The following is a 16,358-nucleotide window of genomic DNA, read 5'->3' on the forward strand; positions in this document are numbered from 1 at the left end:
AAACAGGTGCATAATCCAAAGAAATTGATCATTACCTCACACGCTAAAATGCAAATAATAGCTAAGTTTATGAGCTAAAAAGTGCGCGTATCAGTCCGCCATGTATCAGCAGTCAACGCCTCACCAAAATAACTATTTATCAATTTTTGGGTAATATCACTTAATGGTGAAGCCAATACTTCAGCAGTATTGCCAGACTCAACAAGATCGCCATTGTGCATAACTAAAATATCATCACTAATATGTTTCATCATACCAATATCTTGTGTTACATAGACATAAGAAATATTTTGTTGAGCTTGTAATGACAGCATTAAATTAACAATTTGCGAGCGCATCGAAATATCTAACGCGGCCAAAGCCTCATCAAGAATAATGACCTTAGGCTTTAAAATTAGAGCTCTTGCTAATGCTACACGTTGCTTTTGACCTGCTGCCATCACAGAAGGATAATAAGAGGCATGCTCAGGCAATAATCCAACTTGCTTTAATACACTACTAATTAGCTTTTCACGCTCATGAGCATCATAATTGGTATTATATTTAAGTGGAATTTCTAACAATTGTCCAATACGCAGCCTTGGATCAAATGAACTTTCAACATGCTGAAAAATCATTCGAATCAGTTGACAACGATGACTATAATCGCCGTATTCAACTTTATTACCAGCAATCCAGATATCACCACTATCGGGTTTTATCATACCAACTAACATTTTAGCCAAGGTCGATTTTCCTGATCCATTCTGCCCAATAATCGCCAAAGTCTTACCTTCATTTAATGAAAATGATATTGGATTAACCGCATTAATTTGTAAATGACCAAAAAGCCCTTTAGCTATTTTAAATTGCTTTGATAAGTTACGTACTTTTAATATTGGATTCATTTTTATGCCTATTATTTATGGTAACTCATCAATATTTAACGGAAAATGGCAAGCAACAGAACGATCTTTTATCGGTAGTAATTCGGGTGCTTGAATACATTTTTTTTGTGCATAAGGACATCGTGGTCCTAATCGACAGCCTATTGGTAAATGCTCCAATGATGGAATCACACCGGGTAAAGTATTTAACGGACTTTTATGTGGCATTGCTTTGCCAAAATCAGGGATTGCATAAATCAGCGCCTGAGTATAAGGATGATAAGGTGATTTAATTAAATCTTCGCTATTAGCAACTTCAACGGTTTGTCCACAATATAGGACATTGATACGGTCAGTCCATCTGGTTACCATTTGCAAATCATGGCTGATAAGCAAGATAGTAGTCCCCATATTTTGATTCATACTAGCGAGCAACCTAAAAATTTGTGCTTCGGTAGTGGCTTCCATTGCATTGGTTGGTTCATCAGCAATAAGTAGCTTTGGCTGATTAGCCAACGCAATAGCTATCATGACTTTCTGACATTCGCCTTCGGTTAATTCAAATGGATAGGACTTTAATATCTCCTTATGATTCTTAATTCCTACCCGATGCAATAACTCAATCGCTCGATGTTTACGCCAAAATAATCGCTGCCACCAATGCCCTTTAAATGTTCTTCTTGGAATTGCACTGATTAACTGTTGCCCAACTTTCATAGAGGGATCTAAACAAGATTGTGGTTCTTGAAATATCATCGAGATATTGGCACTAATCACTTTTCGGCGTTGTCTCGGCGTGAGTTTAAGTAAATCAATATCATTAAAATAAATACGATCGGCTGAAATCTTCCAGTTATGATTAGTTACCCCTAAAATAGCTTTAGCAATAAGGCTTTTTCCTGAGCCTGATTCACCAACCAAGCCTCGTATTTCACCTTCTGACAACTTCAAATTAACCCGATCAATTGCACGCAAAAGACCCCCTGGCGTAATAAACTCAATAGTTAAATTTCGAATATCTAATAATGCCATAATTAAGTTCCTGCTCGCCGGCCATATAATCCAAAGTTGAATAAATACACCAAAATAATTGTAGCTGAAACTGCAATTCCTGGAGATAAAAAGGCCAAATAATTAATAGCAATGATATCTTTCATTTGAAACATCATCATTCCCAAATCCGGTCGGGAAACATCATTAGCAAAGCCTAAAAAAGTTATTGTAGTAACTGACAAAATAACCGATCCAAATAAGGAAACAATTTCGGTCACATAAATAGGTAAAATGTTAGGTAGAATATAATGATTTAAAATTGAAAACGAAGATAGTCCATCAAGTCTATAGGCCGTAATATACGTTTTATTCCATTCGTTGATAACACGTTGATGAATATTGTAAATAAAGCGTGGGGAATAAGATAACCCAATCACCAATAACATATTGGTAATATCATCTTTTAATAATAAGCTAATCACAATCACACCAAGTAACGGAGGTACAACCATACAGAATTTAAAAACAAACAATACAAAAGGGCGTATAAATGATATAAAAAACATTAAATAATTAATTACCCCACCAATGGCAACCACATAAAATACTGCTTTTAATGTCATTGACATGGTTGAACGATAACCAATTAACAAATAATTAAAAATATCTTGTCCTTTCGCGTTAGTACCGAGTATATGATTGATATCACCACTAGACCACCAAGCAGGTGGCAATAAAGCCGGGTAACTAGGGTTTAAATGAGCATGAAAAAACCATTGAGTTGATAAGGCTACAAATGTAATCGCCAATATGCCATAAAAGCCAACAATTAAGTAAAGATTGCTGTGCAACCGACTAAAGCTTAACTTTAGACCTTTTATTAACCTAGCTAGCCTAGACATAATGTTCCTTATGACGCAAAGGATAAATAACAACTGCCGAAATTTCACCTAATAGCGCTAATAAACTGATAACAGTGCCACAAGCTAGAATGGCAATAGAAATAATAAAATAATTATGATGGTGATAAGCAATCATCACCCATTGCCCTAGCCCTACTCGATTAAATAAAATTTCAATAACCATAGTTGAAAACAACAGTGTTGTCGTATTATACGTCAATTGTGGAATGGTCGCAGGAATAGCATTAGGTAATAAGTGCCGACGTAAAATTTTAAATGGTGATCGTTCTCGAATAATTGCCATTTTGATAAAATTTTGCCGGGCGGTACTTTTTACATTTTGACTGACTAATTGAATAGTCATAATGCTTGGTTGAATGGCTAAAATCATGATCGGCAAAAGCAAATAGTGAAGCTGCTCAAATAATACCTGCCATTGAAATGTCTTTGATGAAACAAAAATATCCAATAACGAAGTACCGGCAACTGCTGGTGACACATCGAAATTCATCGATATCGACCAAGTTGGTGATAACCAATACATGACGATAATTACAAACATAACAATAGGACAAGAATATAATAATAAAGATCCTAAGCGAATCGTACTATTTAACCAAGTAAAATTACTAAGCCCAAGAAAAATACCCAAAGGTAATCCAATCAGTAAAGCAACAAATAACGCGAGAATACAAAGTTCAAATGTAGCCAATAATGTATGAAAAAACGGGACGGTTTCACCAGTTAATAATCTGAATTGGCCTTGTAGCAACTGCTTAAAAAAAACACGGTAGGCATCAATAAAACTTAGGTTGTTAAAGTTAAACGCTGAATGAGGGGTAAAATAGACTAAACAAAAGCTAATCTGAGCCAACACGCAGATAATAAACAAAAACGTGACTATTTTTTTGAAAATATAGATAATCATTGTTTATCTTTATCGATATTATAAGTAAATAAAACACGGCGACATAATCACATCACCGCGTTTTAATCTATTTATTGGTTATCCGGAATCACCGGTTTACTTGCTGCGGCATAAGCATGATCTTGAGCACTTAGGCCACCGGCATTACCTTTACCTTCAAAACGATAATTTAACTCTTCGCGTGATTTTATGGCAATAGCAGAAGTCACATATTCTGGCGCGGGTGCTTTAGTCATTACTGAAGAAGAATAACCTATTGATTGTGAATTAGTAATGACCAAATCAATATTCTGACTATTTTGCTGACTACCTTGAAAATCTTCTTTAGCATCAATCAATGACGAACTTTTTGATGCATCATCCACAATAACAGCGTCATTTAGGCTCGCTTCATTTTTAACAATGACAGGAAGTAAAAGTGAAGGGATGACAGGTACCACAATATTTGGTTCGTCATTCGTTATTTGACTGTAATCAACAGCAACTCGACCTAAGGCTAATTCTAATGACGCAGCAGCAAATGGTAACGGCATTGGCGACTGTTTTAGGTCGACATTACGAACACGGCGTTTATTATTACGTTGACCATTCATTCGTAAATGTCTTGACGCACGGCGTTGACGCTTCGGTTGAGATTCCGAAATAATAGTGTCTTTAGAGGGTTCAGAGACAATAATTGGTAATAACAAAGAAGGAATAATGACTCTTTCTTGTTCAACTTGCATCGTAGTATCAGCATTTTTGACACGAACACTTTTAGTTAAAGCGCGTTGTTGGCGTCTTGGTTTCGCTTCACGTTGCTTCGGTTGTACCGCTTCACCCGCAACTCTATCTGACTTAATATTATTTTCTGAGTTTGACAAATGAGTATTTGCATTATTATTTTGTTTAGCTCGGCGATTATTTCGACTTGACTCTTTGCTCTCCTCTGTAGAGCCTACAGTATTGCCTGCTACATTATTGTTTCTGTTATTGCGTTGACGTCGATTGTTGGAACGTTGATTATCTCGTCTTTTTACCGTTTTGGGTTTAACCTCTGGTTGAGGTTCTGGTTTTTCTGTCACAAACAATTTACGTAGCTTACCAAAGAATCCACTAAACAAACTGCCTGATTTTTTCGTTTTTGGCTCGACTTTTTCTTTTGGCGCTACACATGCTTCAACTTTAGGACCTGATAATACGGCTTGTTCAACAATAACTTCCACAGCTTGCTGTTCATCTTCCTCTTCTTCAAGTTCACGAATCAGTTTTGGAAGATTATAACTTAGTACATCCGTTTCTTCGCCTCTACGCTTACGAATCACTTTATAAAGCGGTGTTTCCATCTCTTCATCACCGGCAATCACAATTTTGACATCAGGATGCATGCTTTCAATATTAGTGATAGCGCGACGTTTTTCATTGAGTAAATAGCTTGCTATTGGTACTGGAACAATGACATCGATTTGTACAGTATTATCTTTCATCGCTTCTTCTTGAATTAATCGAAGAATCGATAAAGACAATGAATTACTATCACGAACCGTACCCGTTCCTTGACAACGCGGACAAATATGATGAGTTGCTTCGCGTAATGACGGGCTTAAACGTTGGCGAGACATTTCGAGCAAACCAAAACGAGAAATACGGGTCGTTTGGATACGCGCACGGTCAGTCTTCATCGCTTCTTTAAGGCGATTTTCTACTTCACGCTGATTGCGAATTGGTGTCATATCAATAAAATCGATAACAATCAAACCACCTAAATCGCGTAAACGCAGTTGGCGCGCGATTTCTTCGGCTGCTTCAAGGTTAGTATTAAATGCGGTTTCTTCAATATCGCTACCACGAATTGATTTAGCTGAATTAATATCAATAGCGGTAAGTGCTTCTGTCGCATCAATCACAATTGAACCGCCAGACGGTAAGCGAACTTCACGCTGGAATGCCGACTCAATTTGACCTTCAATTTGGAAATGATTAAATAATGGAACATCCCCTTCATAAAGTTTTAAGCGACTAACGTACTCAACACGCCCTAAATCAGCTAATCGTTTTTTAGCCATTTCAAGAACTTTAGGATTATCAATTAAAATATCGCCGACATCATCACGCAAATAATCACGAAATGCTCGCGTAATAATATCGCTTTCTTTATGAATTAAACTTGGCGCAGGATGCTTTTTGGCCTCATTTTGAATGGCAGTCCAATAGTTGACTAATGCGTCTAAATCTTGTTGTAACTCTTCTTGGCTTTTACCCACCCCAGCGGTTCGAGCTATCACGCCCATACCTTTAGGTTTTTCGATAGCATCAATAATACGTTTAAGATCGGCTCGTTCTTCACCTTCTATACGACGCGAAACGCCACCAGCACGAGGATCATTTGGCATCAAAACTAAATAACTACCAGCTAAGCTGATATAGGTTGTTAAAGCTGCACCTTTTTTGCCGCGAATCTCTTTTTCAATTTGGATAAGAACTTCTTGACCTTCTTGTAGATGTTTAATACTACGACGACCACTAATATTAGATGGGAAATAGCTTTCCGCAATCTCTTTTAAAGGTAAAAATCCATCACGTTCACCACCATAAGAAACAAAAGCTGCTTCTAAGCTTGGATTGATTTTAGTAATTTTACCTTTATAAATATTGGCTTTCTTTTGTTCATGACCAAGGCTTTCGATATCTAAATCATATAAGCGCTGACCATCAACAAGCGCAACACGCAGCTCTTCTTGCTGGGTTGCGTTGATTAACATTCTTTTCATTATTCTACACTCTTAATTAATCTTAATTAACTGTAGGTAGAATCTTATTATTGATAAGTGATTATTTTAACAATGATGAATAATGGTACTTAACTAAATATTCGTATACAGCATTCATTATTTTATTTATGTTATTTTTGTTATTATTTTATGTGAATCCGATACCGCTTACACCACATCAATATAATACATTAAGCAAAATATTAAATTAAAAAGCACTAAATACTTTACAAAAAACCTAATTGTATAATTTATTGACGCTATGAACATGGTTAATTTGCAACCCACAGTATTTTACTGATTTTGGCAAACAAACTAAATCTTTATGTAATTGTTTAAAATAAACATATTATCTAATTATAATGATTCTACTTACGCTATTTTATTTTGACAAACTGTAATGTCTAACGCCATTGCTGCATTACAAGGATAAAATTATCCCTCTCTATTATTAACGTTTCAGCCAAGGATAGCAAGCAAATTAAACTGGCTGTTTTACAAACAGTTAAGCGGTCATTTTTCACATTTTCAACTGTTGTGCCCACATAATAAATAACTCAATTGATTTGCTTAAATTTTTATACTAAAACGTCTATTTACCTAAAACAGCTTTACAAGCTTTCTTATAAATTACCCAATTCACAAAAATAAAACGTTGATGCGATTATGCATAGCAAAACTTAATCAGTATAATGACGATTAAATAACATGATAATTTGAATATGAGATATATTTGTTTATGAGCTCTACAGACAAAATCGCTTTACTTAATTTTACTACTCGTTGGATTAACCAATTCACCTTCGCACCAGCAAGCGAAGAATTACATGCTATCCCCTCGCCTTGCATTTTAAAAACGCAACAGCTTACGGTATATTGGCAACCATTTTTATTGGAGCCACCAAGAGATCTCACAATTGCTGAACAAGTCATTGGCATCACATTACACGCCTGCGCTCATTTTTTTTATGGCACACAATATGCTGGCAATATGACAGCTCAATTTGCCAATACCCATTTGACCTTAATTCAAGCATGGAATGATGATGATTTTGCAACGTTAGAACAAAATTTAATTGCTCATTTATCTCAACAAAAAAAATTAAAACGCATACCAACCATTTTTATCGCATCGACGAATGAAAGTACCGAAATAATTGCCATCAATAACTTAACAGGCGAAATTGTAAAAGAGGATTTGATTACTGGTGAATTAACTATCCTAGCGCACGATTTAACCACTTTTTTAGATAAGCTAATTGTTACATGTTAAACAATAGTCGTTTAGCAATAATACAATACTTGTATACACCTTTTGCAAAAGTAACGATTATCAAAATTGTATCTTACAAAATAATGTGTATATAATGCGTTGAAAGTCATTAGATCAGATAGGTGAATTATGTTTGAATATTTAACAGCAGCTCCAGCCGATCCCATTTTAGGGTTAGCCGATCTTTATAATAAGGATGAACGCACCAATAAAATTAATTTAAGTGTTGGTATTTACAAAGATGAAACCACCAAAACACCTATTTTAGAAAGTGTGAAAAAAGCAGAACATTTTTTATTAAATGACGAAACAACCAAAAGTTACTTAGCTATTGATGGCGTCAACGCTTTCAATCTTGCAACACAAATTCTGCTTTTTGGTCGCGAAAATGAACGAGCAAGAACCGCACAAGCACCTGGAGGAACAGGGGCTTTACGCATCATGGCGGATTTTTTAGCTCGCCGGACCAAAGTAAAACGTGTTTGGGTAAGTAATCCAACTTGGCCAAATCACCGTAGTGTATTTCAAGCTGCTGGCCTTGAAGTCCGTGAATACCATTATTATAGTGCACAAACACACACTCTTGATTTTGATGCCATGATCAGTAGCTTAAACCAAGTTGTTGCTGGCGAAGCGGTATTGTTCCATGGCTGCTGTCATAACCCAACGGGTATCGATCCAACCCCAGAACAATGGCAAGCAATTTCGGATTTAGCCTTAAAAAATGGCTGGTTACCACTATTTGATTTAGCTTATCAAGGCTTTGGAACAGGTGTCGAAGAAGACGTTTACGGATTAAGATTATTTACGCAAAGCCACCCTGAATTACTGATTGCAAGCTCATATTCAAAAAATTTTGGTCTCTATAACGAACGCGTAGGCGCATTCACGTTAATTGCTGCAAATGCTGAAATTGCCGATCGTGCCTTTAGTCAAGTCAAAACAATTATTCGAGCTAATTACTCTAATCCACCTGCCCATGGTGCTAAAATTGTCTCTTACATTTTAAACAATGAAGAATTAAAAGAAGAGTGGATCGATGAATTAACTGGTATGCGACAACGCATTCACCGCATGCGGCAACTATTTGTAAAAACATTACAAGATAAAGGGGCTAATCAAGATTTTAGCTTCATCGCCAAACAAAACGGTATGTTCTCGTTCAGTGGTTTGAACGAAGAACAGGTGCTCAAATTACGCCATGATTATGGTATCTATATTGTTAATTCAGGGCGTATCAATGTGGCAGGTATGACTTTAGATAACATGTCGAGACTTTGCGAATCGATTGTTCAAGTGCTATAAAAATTGTAATAAACAAATACCAGAATATTGTTAATGCTATTTGTTTAAGTCACAAGAAAAACACTCAAATAACCAGAGTGTTTTTCTTTGGTCTTTTAAATTTGAGATGATTTTGATTATTAAAAAGCATTCATAAAAACCATTGATTTTATTTGTTTTTTATTTTTGATATTTTTTCAAATCCCTTGTCTATATAAAAGATAAACTGTAAGAATTACTTGCGTTGTTTACTGTAATTTGAAAAGCGACTGTAATGTATAGATATAACGCCGTATCCCAGATAAACAGTATGACGCCTACATTATAAAGAAAAATCACCGTCACCAATTTAACTAACCGCTTTAAGGTCAGTCCCATTTATCGTACCGAAAAACCTGATTAAGCATTAAATAACATAACTACCATTAAATATAAAACACGAAAATGGTTAGCGTCATTTTCTAGGTAAGTTGTGTGCTCGCTATGCGGTATTCATAAAGCTATTCACGTTTTAGGCTATATTTTTTGTAAAAAATATTCAGGATTCTATACCGTTTCGTGATGAACAGAGAATTTTCAGCATCTCAATTTATAAAAACGAGTGATCGCCATCGTCTCAATTAACAATTCACCAAAGTTGCCAGCCCTAAAATAAATGGGTAAGTCGCGAGCGTGATACGTACCTTAATGGCGATGTAGCATAATTGGCAAATAATTAGCGATTCAAAAAACAGAAAATAAAAGTTTTTATTTTGGTTATTTTTTCTTAGCTTATCCTAATTTTTTACTTTTATTTTTAACTATTATTAATAACGATAGCTAACAATATGAAGCGAACAAAACAAAAAAACAAAATCAATTGTTTTATAGTGTTTTACAAAAAGATAAAGTTGTTTAGCGCACCCCATCCTTACGACTCAAAAAGTATCCTGATTATCACTCAAATCACCAAAATGCCCATTTCCATTAATCTTTTATTCCAATTAGTTATATCCATAGACAAACAGATTATTAGACGATCTCTCAATAATTACTAATAATTATTTAACAGGAAAATAACCATGATTGAGGATAGTTTGGTGGCGTCACATATTTTAGATTTTTTAATTTTAGGCAATAACTTTGGTACAAGCGAAATGAGAGCGATTTGGTCAGAGCAAAATCGCTTGCAAAAACAAGTAGACGTCGAAGTCGCTTTAGCTAAAGCGGAAGGCGAGCTAGGCGTTATTCCAACCGAAGCAGCCAATGCAATCATAGCCAAAGCCGATGCATCTAAACTATCAATTGAACACATTGCCGAAGAAGCAGCTAAAGCCAAACACTCATTAATGTCGACCATTAACGCACTACAAAAACAAGTCGGTGATGCTGGTCAATATATTCATTACGGAGCAACCACACAAGATATTGTCGATACCGCAACTGTTTTACAATTAAAACAATCATTTATAGTCATTGAACGCGATAGTAAACTAGTGGCACTTGAGCTAAAACGTTTGGCCAAACAGTATCAATATTTACCCATGGTTGGCCGTACACATGGCATGCAAGCACTCCCTACAACCTTTGGTTTTAAACTTGCGGTATGGTTAGATGAATTTATTCGGCACTTACAACGTTTAAGTGAAATCAAACAACGGGTATTAGTCGGTAATATTAGTGGCGCAATTTGTACTTATGCATCAATGGGCAAGCTAGGACCACAAGTAGAATCGCGAGCATTAACGTTACTCGGACTAAATACCCCTAATATCGGTTGGCAAGCAGCTCGTGACCGTTTTTCTGAATATGCATCAGTCATCGCGCTAATCAGTGGTACATTAGGCAAAATAGGTAATGAATTTTATAACTTGATGCGTACTGAGATTAACGAAGTCGAAGAACCTTTCTCGACAGGAAAAATTGGCTCAACCACCATGCCACATAAACGCAATCCAGCAGCATTAGAAGGTCTAGCCAGTTTGACAGCTCCACTTTTAAAAAGCGTCGCGTTAATTCATGAATCAATGAAAGTTGAACATGAACGCGATGCCATGAGCTGGCGTGCCGAATGGATCGCACTACCCGAAATTAACCTTTACATTTCAGCGCAACTGCAAACAGCCCTTGCCGTGCTTAAAGGTCTTAAAGTCAATGCTGATCAGATGTTGGCCAATTTATCACTGCAAAATGGCTTGTTGTTATCAGAAAAAGTGATGTTCGAAATTGGTAAGCGATTAGGCAAACAAACTGCTCATCAGCTGGTTTATCAAAGCGCTATGAAAGCGTTTGAACAAAATCGACCATTTAAAGAGATATTATTAGAAGATCCAAGCTTGAACCAAACATTGACCGAATCGGAAATTGATACTTGGTTAGATCCAATTAACTATCTTGGCTCTGCTCCTGAAAAAGTCGCACAAGTCATTCAATATGCTCAACAGTGTGGAGTATTAGCATGAGCTTTCGCTTAATGACTGATAAAGATATTCCAGCTTATCAGACACTGCTGCATAGAGCTTATCAAGCCACAACTCAATTAGGCATTCATTTTGCCGCAGCGACAGTCACGCAACCGCAGATTGCTGAGCATATTGCATCGAATGCCGTGTATCTATTTGAACAAGAAGATGAGCTACTATCAACCTTAAGCATTCGCTTTCCGTGGGGCAATAACCCAGGACCTTATGGGTTACCCCATTTAGGTTGGTTTGCAACCGATCCACGTTATAAAGGTCAAGGCTATGGTAATGCATTATGGGATTTTGTTGAACAGCAAATTTTAATTAACCAACTAAAGTTACCTGCCGTCACGCTAGGCACTGCAGCAAATCATCCATGGCTTGCCCAAATATATATAAATAAAGGCTATAAAAAAATAGGGAAAGCAGATTTAACGCCTGATCATACCACGCTCTATTTTGAAAAAATCTTAAATCATAAAAGCTACACCGAATGGAAAAAAAGGAGTAATAAACAATGAAAAAAATAACCTCGTTACTATCCGCTCTATTATTAACTAGCCTAACCTTAATGGGTTGTGATAATCAATCCAACCATCAAGTCACAGATCAAAATATTATTAAAGTAGGTTCTACAGGACAAAGCTACCCAAACGGTTATAAACAAGATGGCAATTTAGTCGGATTTGATGTTGAGGTTACCGAAGCGATTGCCAAAGAATTAGGCTATAAAGTCGAATGGGTCATTGCGGAATTTGGTGGATTGATGGGACAATTTGATTCTGGGCGGTTAGATACTATTGCCAATGCGGTTGCAATTACACCTGCTCGTCAAGCCAAATATGATTTTTCCAACACCTATAGCTTTTATGGTAGCCAAATTGTAACTCACAAAGATAACAATGATATCAATCAATTATCTGATTTTAAAGGCAAAACCATTGCTGGTGTGCTAGGCTCAAATCATATAAACAATCTAAAAAAAGCCTTTCCTAACAATGAAATCACTATCAAGACCTATGAAACACGAGATGGAGCAATGTATGACACGGAGTATCAACGAGTTGATGGCTATGTCAATTCAAAACCGATATTACTAGCTGAAATTAAGCGTAAAAATCTACCGTTCAAATTAGTTGGTGAACCCATTACTATTGAGCAAGTCGCATTTCCATTTAGTAAAGATGAAAAAGGTCAAGCACTGCGTGAAAAATTCAATCAAGCCCTCGAAAAGTTACGCACTAATGGCACATTGAAAAATTTGGCAATTAAATATTTTGGCGAAGATATTACCTTATGAATTTTAATGTAAACTATTTTTTAAATGTGTTTCCGCAGATATTGCCTTATCTGCCGGTTACCCTTTTTATTACCATCATATCGATTATGTTTGCCATTATATTAGGGCTGGCAATTGCATTACTGCGTAGCAATAAAATAATCATTATCGATTCGATTTTTGCACTGTTTATTTCACTATTTCGAGGAATACCATCCGTTGTTTTACTGTTTATTATTTATTATGGGTTACCGCAGATTTTTCCTGTTTTAAAACAAATGGGCGCAACAACGGCAGCCATTATCTGCTTTAGTTTAAAATATTCATCCTATTTAGCCGAAATTTTCCGAGCAAGTTTAGAGTCGGTTGATCACGGGCAGAAAGAAGCGGGACTAACAGTGGGGTTAAGTAAAATACAAGTTTATCGCGGTATTATACTGCCTCAAGCCATGGTGAATGCCTTACCCAACACCGGTAATATGTTTATCTCATTACTTAAAGATTCGTCTGTCGCCTTTTTTGTTGGCGTGCAAGAACTATTAGCAGCCGGAAAAATGTTAACCGCTAACTCATTCCTCTACTTTGAAACCTATTTAGCTGTAGGCATTGTTTACTGGTTGACTGTTGTTATCTATTCTTGGATACAAAAACAGTTAGAACAGAAACTCACTGCCCCCTATCATCGTTAAGGAGAAGTGTTATGATTACGGTATCACATTTATCTAAACGCTTTGCTAATAATGAAGTGTTAAAAGAGATCAACCTAAACATCAAACAAGGCGAGGTGGTTGCAATTATTGGACCTTCGGGATCAGGTAAATCGACTTTATTACGTTGCTTAAATTTATTAGAAAAACCGAACAACGGTACCATTCAAATTGGCACAGCAATGCTAGATGCTAAACATTATAGTAATAAAGAAGAAATCCATTTACGCAAGCAATCTGCAATGGTCTTTCAACACTACAATTTATTTAAAAATAAAACCGCATTAGAAAATATTACCTATCCATTAATTGTTGGACAAAAGAAAGATAAAAAAGAGGCCGAACAACTTGGCTTATCATTATTAGAACGCGTTGGTATGTTACCCTATGCTACACAATATCCCATCACCTTATCTGGTGGTCAGCAACAGCGTGTTGCTATCGCAAGAGCACTTGCGGTCAGACCCAAAGTATTATTATTTGATGAACCAACATCCGCACTCGATCCCGAGCGTGTACACGAAGTATTACAAGTGATGCTACAGCTAGCCAAAGAACATATCACAATGATTATCGTGACCCACGAAATGGAGTTTGCTAAGTATGTTGCAGACCGAGTTATCTTTATGGCAGATGGCGTAATTGTTGAAGAAGGACCTGCAAAATCAATAATTGATAATCCACAAAATGAAATAACACAACGTTTTTTGCGCCAATTGACCGATGAAATTGATTTTGAAATTTAACGATTAAAAACTGACTTAACCACAACATTAGTTTTTAATCGTTAAAGCGTAAAAAGATGTGACAATAAAAATGTATACAAATCTAAACCGATTGCAAGCGCACGAATATCTTTCAATAAATTATCCGCTGTCTTTTGGTCACCTACGGCTTTGACCATCTTCAATGATAATTCGCGCTGACTGTATGGATTTTTTGGCGAACCTTTTGGAATATCAATTCGTTGAATCAACTTTTCGCCGGTGCGATTAATAATTTCAACAACAACATAACGTTTATTGTACGCCTGTGGATGGGGTATAAGTTGTATTTGATAACTGCGTTTCATCTTCTGCATCAATTGTTTTATGCCATTTGCAATAGGCTTTGCTGAAAACTGTTCAAAACTAAGTGGCAATCCTAAAAGGGTTAATGCTAAAACATACTCAGCTGAAAAACGCCCTTGTTCAGCAAGCAAAGGCATTTGATAAATTAAAGCAGCATCACTTTGTGGTGGAGAAAAAAAGATAGTAATACTCTCAATCTTATCAACACTAAAGTTAGCATTCCGATAAAGCAATTGCCCCGCATCAGCAATATAAGCTGCAGCCGAACAATAAGAATAATTTTTAAACCATAATCCGGGATCTACAATCTTCCAAGTTTTGCCCCAATGACTTAAATCAAAACGCGTATTACCTTGCCCATAAATAGCCAAAAAACCTAATTTATCATCTAAAAAATCCTGATCGGCATGTATACCCGCTCTTAACCATTCAACCGCTTGTATGGCATGCTCGGCTGCGATCCCAGCATGCAAAAACTTAATCGGCGTACCCATTAATAAACGCATTCCCGATGCTTGAGTCGCAGCTAACGTTAATGCTTGTGATAAAAAAGGTTCATCATAGAGATAACAAATAGCCGCAGTCGCAGCAATCCCACCCAAAGTAATAGTTGTATGCCAACCTTTTTCATAATGCTGTGGATTGACACTTTGCCCCAATAAAGCCATCACTTCAATACCAATCACATAAGCCGTTAAAAAACGCCTACCATCAATCTTTTGTTCAGTATTATCTAATCGAACACTTGCAATGAGTGCGGATAAAATAACGGCAGATGGGTGACCTCGAACATCTGAATGTACATCATCATAATCTAAACAATGCGCTTGAAAGCCATTAAAAAGTGCTGCTTGCCTTGCGCTAGCCAACTTTTTTTGGCCAATTAACCAAGCTCTCGCATTTCCACCTTCATCCGCTATCCATGCTAGCAATTTATAAACATCATCTTCATGGCAAGCTTGTAAAGCGCAAGCAAAATAATCCGTTACCCCATTGATAGCACAATCAATAACTTGAGGGTCACTGATTATTGGCGTATTTTGGATTAAAAAACTTAACTGTTGACCTAAATTCATGCAAAACTCTCAAACTAAGCAAATACGATAAGCGATTAGGGAAATTAGTTTACTTCGAGACAACTAAAATAACCTATCATCAGCTATAAGTTAAAGACTATGTAGTTATATTCTAATAACCCAGAATCATAATGCGTCAGTCATTAATATAATCATTTGGAGCGATTATTTTATATGTTAAAATGGTTTCAACAAAAACAATCAAATCAAAAATTTAACATCTCATTATGTCAACTTGTTATATCGCCTTAGGCAGTAACCTTGAAGATCCATTGGCACAAGCCAATCGTGCAATTGCAGCATTAAAGCAGCTACCTAACACGACGGTTATGGATATTTCCCCTTTTTATCGCAGCAAACCACTTGGTCCACAAGATCAAAATGATTATCTTAATGCCGTCATTAAACTGACGACAAGCCTATCGCCAATCGCCCTGCTGGATGAACTGCAAACCATTGAAAAAGCGCAAGGACGGGTACGCAAAGACAACCGTTGGGGAGCAAGAACCTTAGATCTCGATATTTTATTGTATGATGATTTAGTCATGCAGAGTGAAAGGCTAACAATCCCTCATTATCATATGAAAAATAGAGAGTTTGTGCTCTATCCTTTATTTGATATTGCTCCTAACCTAATTTTACCTGACAACGATAAGTTAAAAGATTTAGTTGCCAAATGCCCAAAAAATGATTTAAAAATGTGGAATATTTAATTAATTTTATCAATAACAATTGGTTACATTATTTTTTTATTTAAAGTAAAAAAAAATGATAAAAAAAATTTGCCAA

General features: G+C 36.3%; 14 protein-coding genes. 8 read left to right on the plus strand and 6 right to left on the minus strand.

Translation table 11 applies throughout. The annotated features are described in order from the left end of the window. Positions 1–74: 74 nt before the first annotated feature. From ACYIAM_RS06200 to rne, 5 genes are all read right to left on the minus strand, one after another. On the minus strand, positions 75–887 hold the full coding sequence (locus tag ACYIAM_RS06200) for a peptide ABC transporter ATP-binding protein (RefSeq protein ID WP_174797509.1): 813 nt from the start codon (positions 885–887) through the stop codon (positions 75–77). Positions 888–902: 15 nt separating this feature from the next. Then, positions 903–1,898 carry a peptide ABC transporter ATP-binding protein gene (locus tag ACYIAM_RS06205; RefSeq protein ID WP_483747641.1) on the minus strand — a complete coding sequence of 332 codons (996 nt, stop codon included), beginning with the start codon at positions 1,896–1,898 and terminating at the stop codon, positions 903–905. A 2-nt stretch (positions 1,899–1,900) separates the two neighbouring features. Next, complete coding sequence (locus ACYIAM_RS06210; protein WP_483747642.1) at positions 1,901–2,761, minus strand: ABC transporter permease subunit; 861 nt, start codon at positions 2,759–2,761, stop codon at positions 1,901–1,903. Then, on the minus strand, positions 2,754–3,689 hold the full coding sequence (locus ACYIAM_RS06215; RefSeq protein WP_483747643.1) for an ABC transporter permease subunit: 936 nt from the start codon (positions 3,687–3,689) through the stop codon (positions 2,754–2,756). The genes ACYIAM_RS06210 and ACYIAM_RS06215 overlap by 8 nt, the downstream gene beginning before the upstream one ends. 71 nt (positions 3,690–3,760) lie before the next feature. After that, on the minus strand, positions 3,761–6,439 hold the full coding sequence (gene rne, locus ACYIAM_RS06220; protein WP_483747644.1) for a ribonuclease E: 2,679 nt from the start codon (positions 6,437–6,439) through the stop codon (positions 3,761–3,763). A gap of 739 nt (positions 6,440–7,178) precedes the next feature. On the opposite strand from rne, the gene syd reads away from it, so the two are divergent. The 7 genes from syd to ACYIAM_RS06255 all read left to right on the plus strand — a co-directional run bounded on the left by syd (position 7,179) and on the right by ACYIAM_RS06255 (position 14,169). After that, positions 7,179–7,712: a SecY-interacting protein gene (syd, locus tag ACYIAM_RS06225; protein WP_174797514.1), complete on the plus strand. Its 534-nt coding sequence runs from the start codon at positions 7,179–7,181 to the stop codon at positions 7,710–7,712. Positions 7,713–7,841: 129 nt separating this feature from the next. Beyond that, positions 7,842–9,017, plus strand: coding sequence for an amino acid aminotransferase (locus ACYIAM_RS06230; protein ID WP_174797515.1), 1,176 nt, complete (start codon positions 7,842–7,844; stop codon positions 9,015–9,017). Positions 9,018–10,075: 1,058 nt separating this feature from the next. Continuing rightward, complete coding sequence (gene purB, locus ACYIAM_RS06235; RefSeq protein WP_483747669.1) at positions 10,076–11,437, plus strand: adenylosuccinate lyase; 1,362 nt, start codon at positions 10,076–10,078, stop codon at positions 11,435–11,437. Next, positions 11,434–11,958 (plus strand): GNAT family N-acetyltransferase, encoded by a 525-nt coding sequence (locus ACYIAM_RS06240; RefSeq protein ID WP_483747645.1) that lies wholly within the window; start codon positions 11,434–11,436, stop codon positions 11,956–11,958. The genes purB and ACYIAM_RS06240 overlap by 4 nt, the downstream gene beginning before the upstream one ends. Then, complete coding sequence (locus tag ACYIAM_RS06245) at positions 11,955–12,737, plus strand: amino acid ABC transporter substrate-binding protein (RefSeq protein WP_483747646.1); 783 nt, start codon at positions 11,955–11,957, stop codon at positions 12,735–12,737. The genes ACYIAM_RS06240 and ACYIAM_RS06245 overlap by 4 nt, the downstream gene beginning before the upstream one ends. Next, positions 12,734–13,405 carry an amino acid ABC transporter permease gene (locus ACYIAM_RS06250; RefSeq protein ID WP_483747647.1) on the plus strand — a complete coding sequence of 224 codons (672 nt, stop codon included), beginning with the start codon at positions 12,734–12,736 and terminating at the stop codon, positions 13,403–13,405. Before ACYIAM_RS06245 ends, ACYIAM_RS06250 begins: the two co-directional genes overlap by 4 nt. 11 nt (positions 13,406–13,416) lie before the next feature. Continuing rightward, positions 13,417–14,169, plus strand: coding sequence for an amino acid ABC transporter ATP-binding protein (locus tag ACYIAM_RS06255; protein ID WP_483747648.1), 753 nt, complete (start codon positions 13,417–13,419; stop codon positions 14,167–14,169). Between the two features lie 41 nt (positions 14,170–14,210). Here the strand turns inward: ACYIAM_RS06255 and ACYIAM_RS06260 are convergent, their stop codons facing one another. Continuing rightward, positions 14,211–15,569, minus strand: coding sequence for an MmgE/PrpD family protein (locus tag ACYIAM_RS06260; RefSeq protein ID WP_483747649.1), 1,359 nt, complete (start codon positions 15,567–15,569; stop codon positions 14,211–14,213). Positions 15,570–15,796: 227 nt separating this feature from the next. Here ACYIAM_RS06260 and folK point away from each other — a divergent pair, with 227 nt between their 5' ends. Next, entirely contained in the window at positions 15,797–16,282 is a 486-nt protein-coding gene (gene folK, locus ACYIAM_RS06265; RefSeq protein ID WP_483747650.1) for a 2-amino-4-hydroxy-6-hydroxymethyldihydropteridine diphosphokinase, read from the plus strand. Positions 16,283–16,358: the final 76 nt, after the last annotated feature.

This window comes from Gilliamella sp. X-60 (genome assembly GCF_057063585.1).

Coding starts and splice junctions, on each gene's coding strand:
- ACYIAM_RS06210 (WP_483747642.1), bottom strand. CDS start 2,761: ATGTCTAGGCTAGCTAGGTTAATAAAAGGTCTAAAGTTAAGCTTTAGT.
- folK (WP_483747650.1), top strand. CDS start 15,797: ATGTCAACTTGTTATATCGCCTTAGGCAGTAACCTTGAAGATCCATTG.
- ACYIAM_RS06205 (WP_483747641.1), bottom strand. CDS start 1,898: ATGGCATTATTAGATATTCGAAATTTAACTATTGAGTTTATTACGCCA.
- ACYIAM_RS06240 (WP_483747645.1), top strand. CDS start 11,434: ATGAGCTTTCGCTTAATGACTGATAAAGATATTCCAGCTTATCAGACA.
- ACYIAM_RS06245 (WP_483747646.1), top strand. CDS start 11,955: ATGAAAAAAATAACCTCGTTACTATCCGCTCTATTATTAACTAGCCTA.
- syd (WP_174797514.1), top strand. CDS start 7,179: ATGAGCTCTACAGACAAAATCGCTTTACTTAATTTTACTACTCGTTGG.
- ACYIAM_RS06230 (WP_174797515.1), top strand. CDS start 7,842: ATGTTTGAATATTTAACAGCAGCTCCAGCCGATCCCATTTTAGGGTTA.
- ACYIAM_RS06200 (WP_174797509.1), bottom strand. CDS start 887: ATGAATCCAATATTAAAAGTACGTAACTTATCAAAGCAATTTAAAATA.
- ACYIAM_RS06260 (WP_483747649.1), bottom strand. CDS start 15,569: ATGAATTTAGGTCAACAGTTAAGTTTTTTAATCCAAAATACGCCAATA.
- ACYIAM_RS06215 (WP_483747643.1), bottom strand. CDS start 3,689: ATGATTATCTATATTTTCAAAAAAATAGTCACGTTTTTGTTTATTATC.
- ACYIAM_RS06255 (WP_483747648.1), top strand. CDS start 13,417: ATGATTACGGTATCACATTTATCTAAACGCTTTGCTAATAATGAAGTG.
- ACYIAM_RS06250 (WP_483747647.1), top strand. CDS start 12,734: ATGAATTTTAATGTAAACTATTTTTTAAATGTGTTTCCGCAGATATTG.
- rne (WP_483747644.1), bottom strand. CDS start 6,439: ATGAAAAGAATGTTAATCAACGCAACCCAGCAAGAAGAGCTGCGTGTT.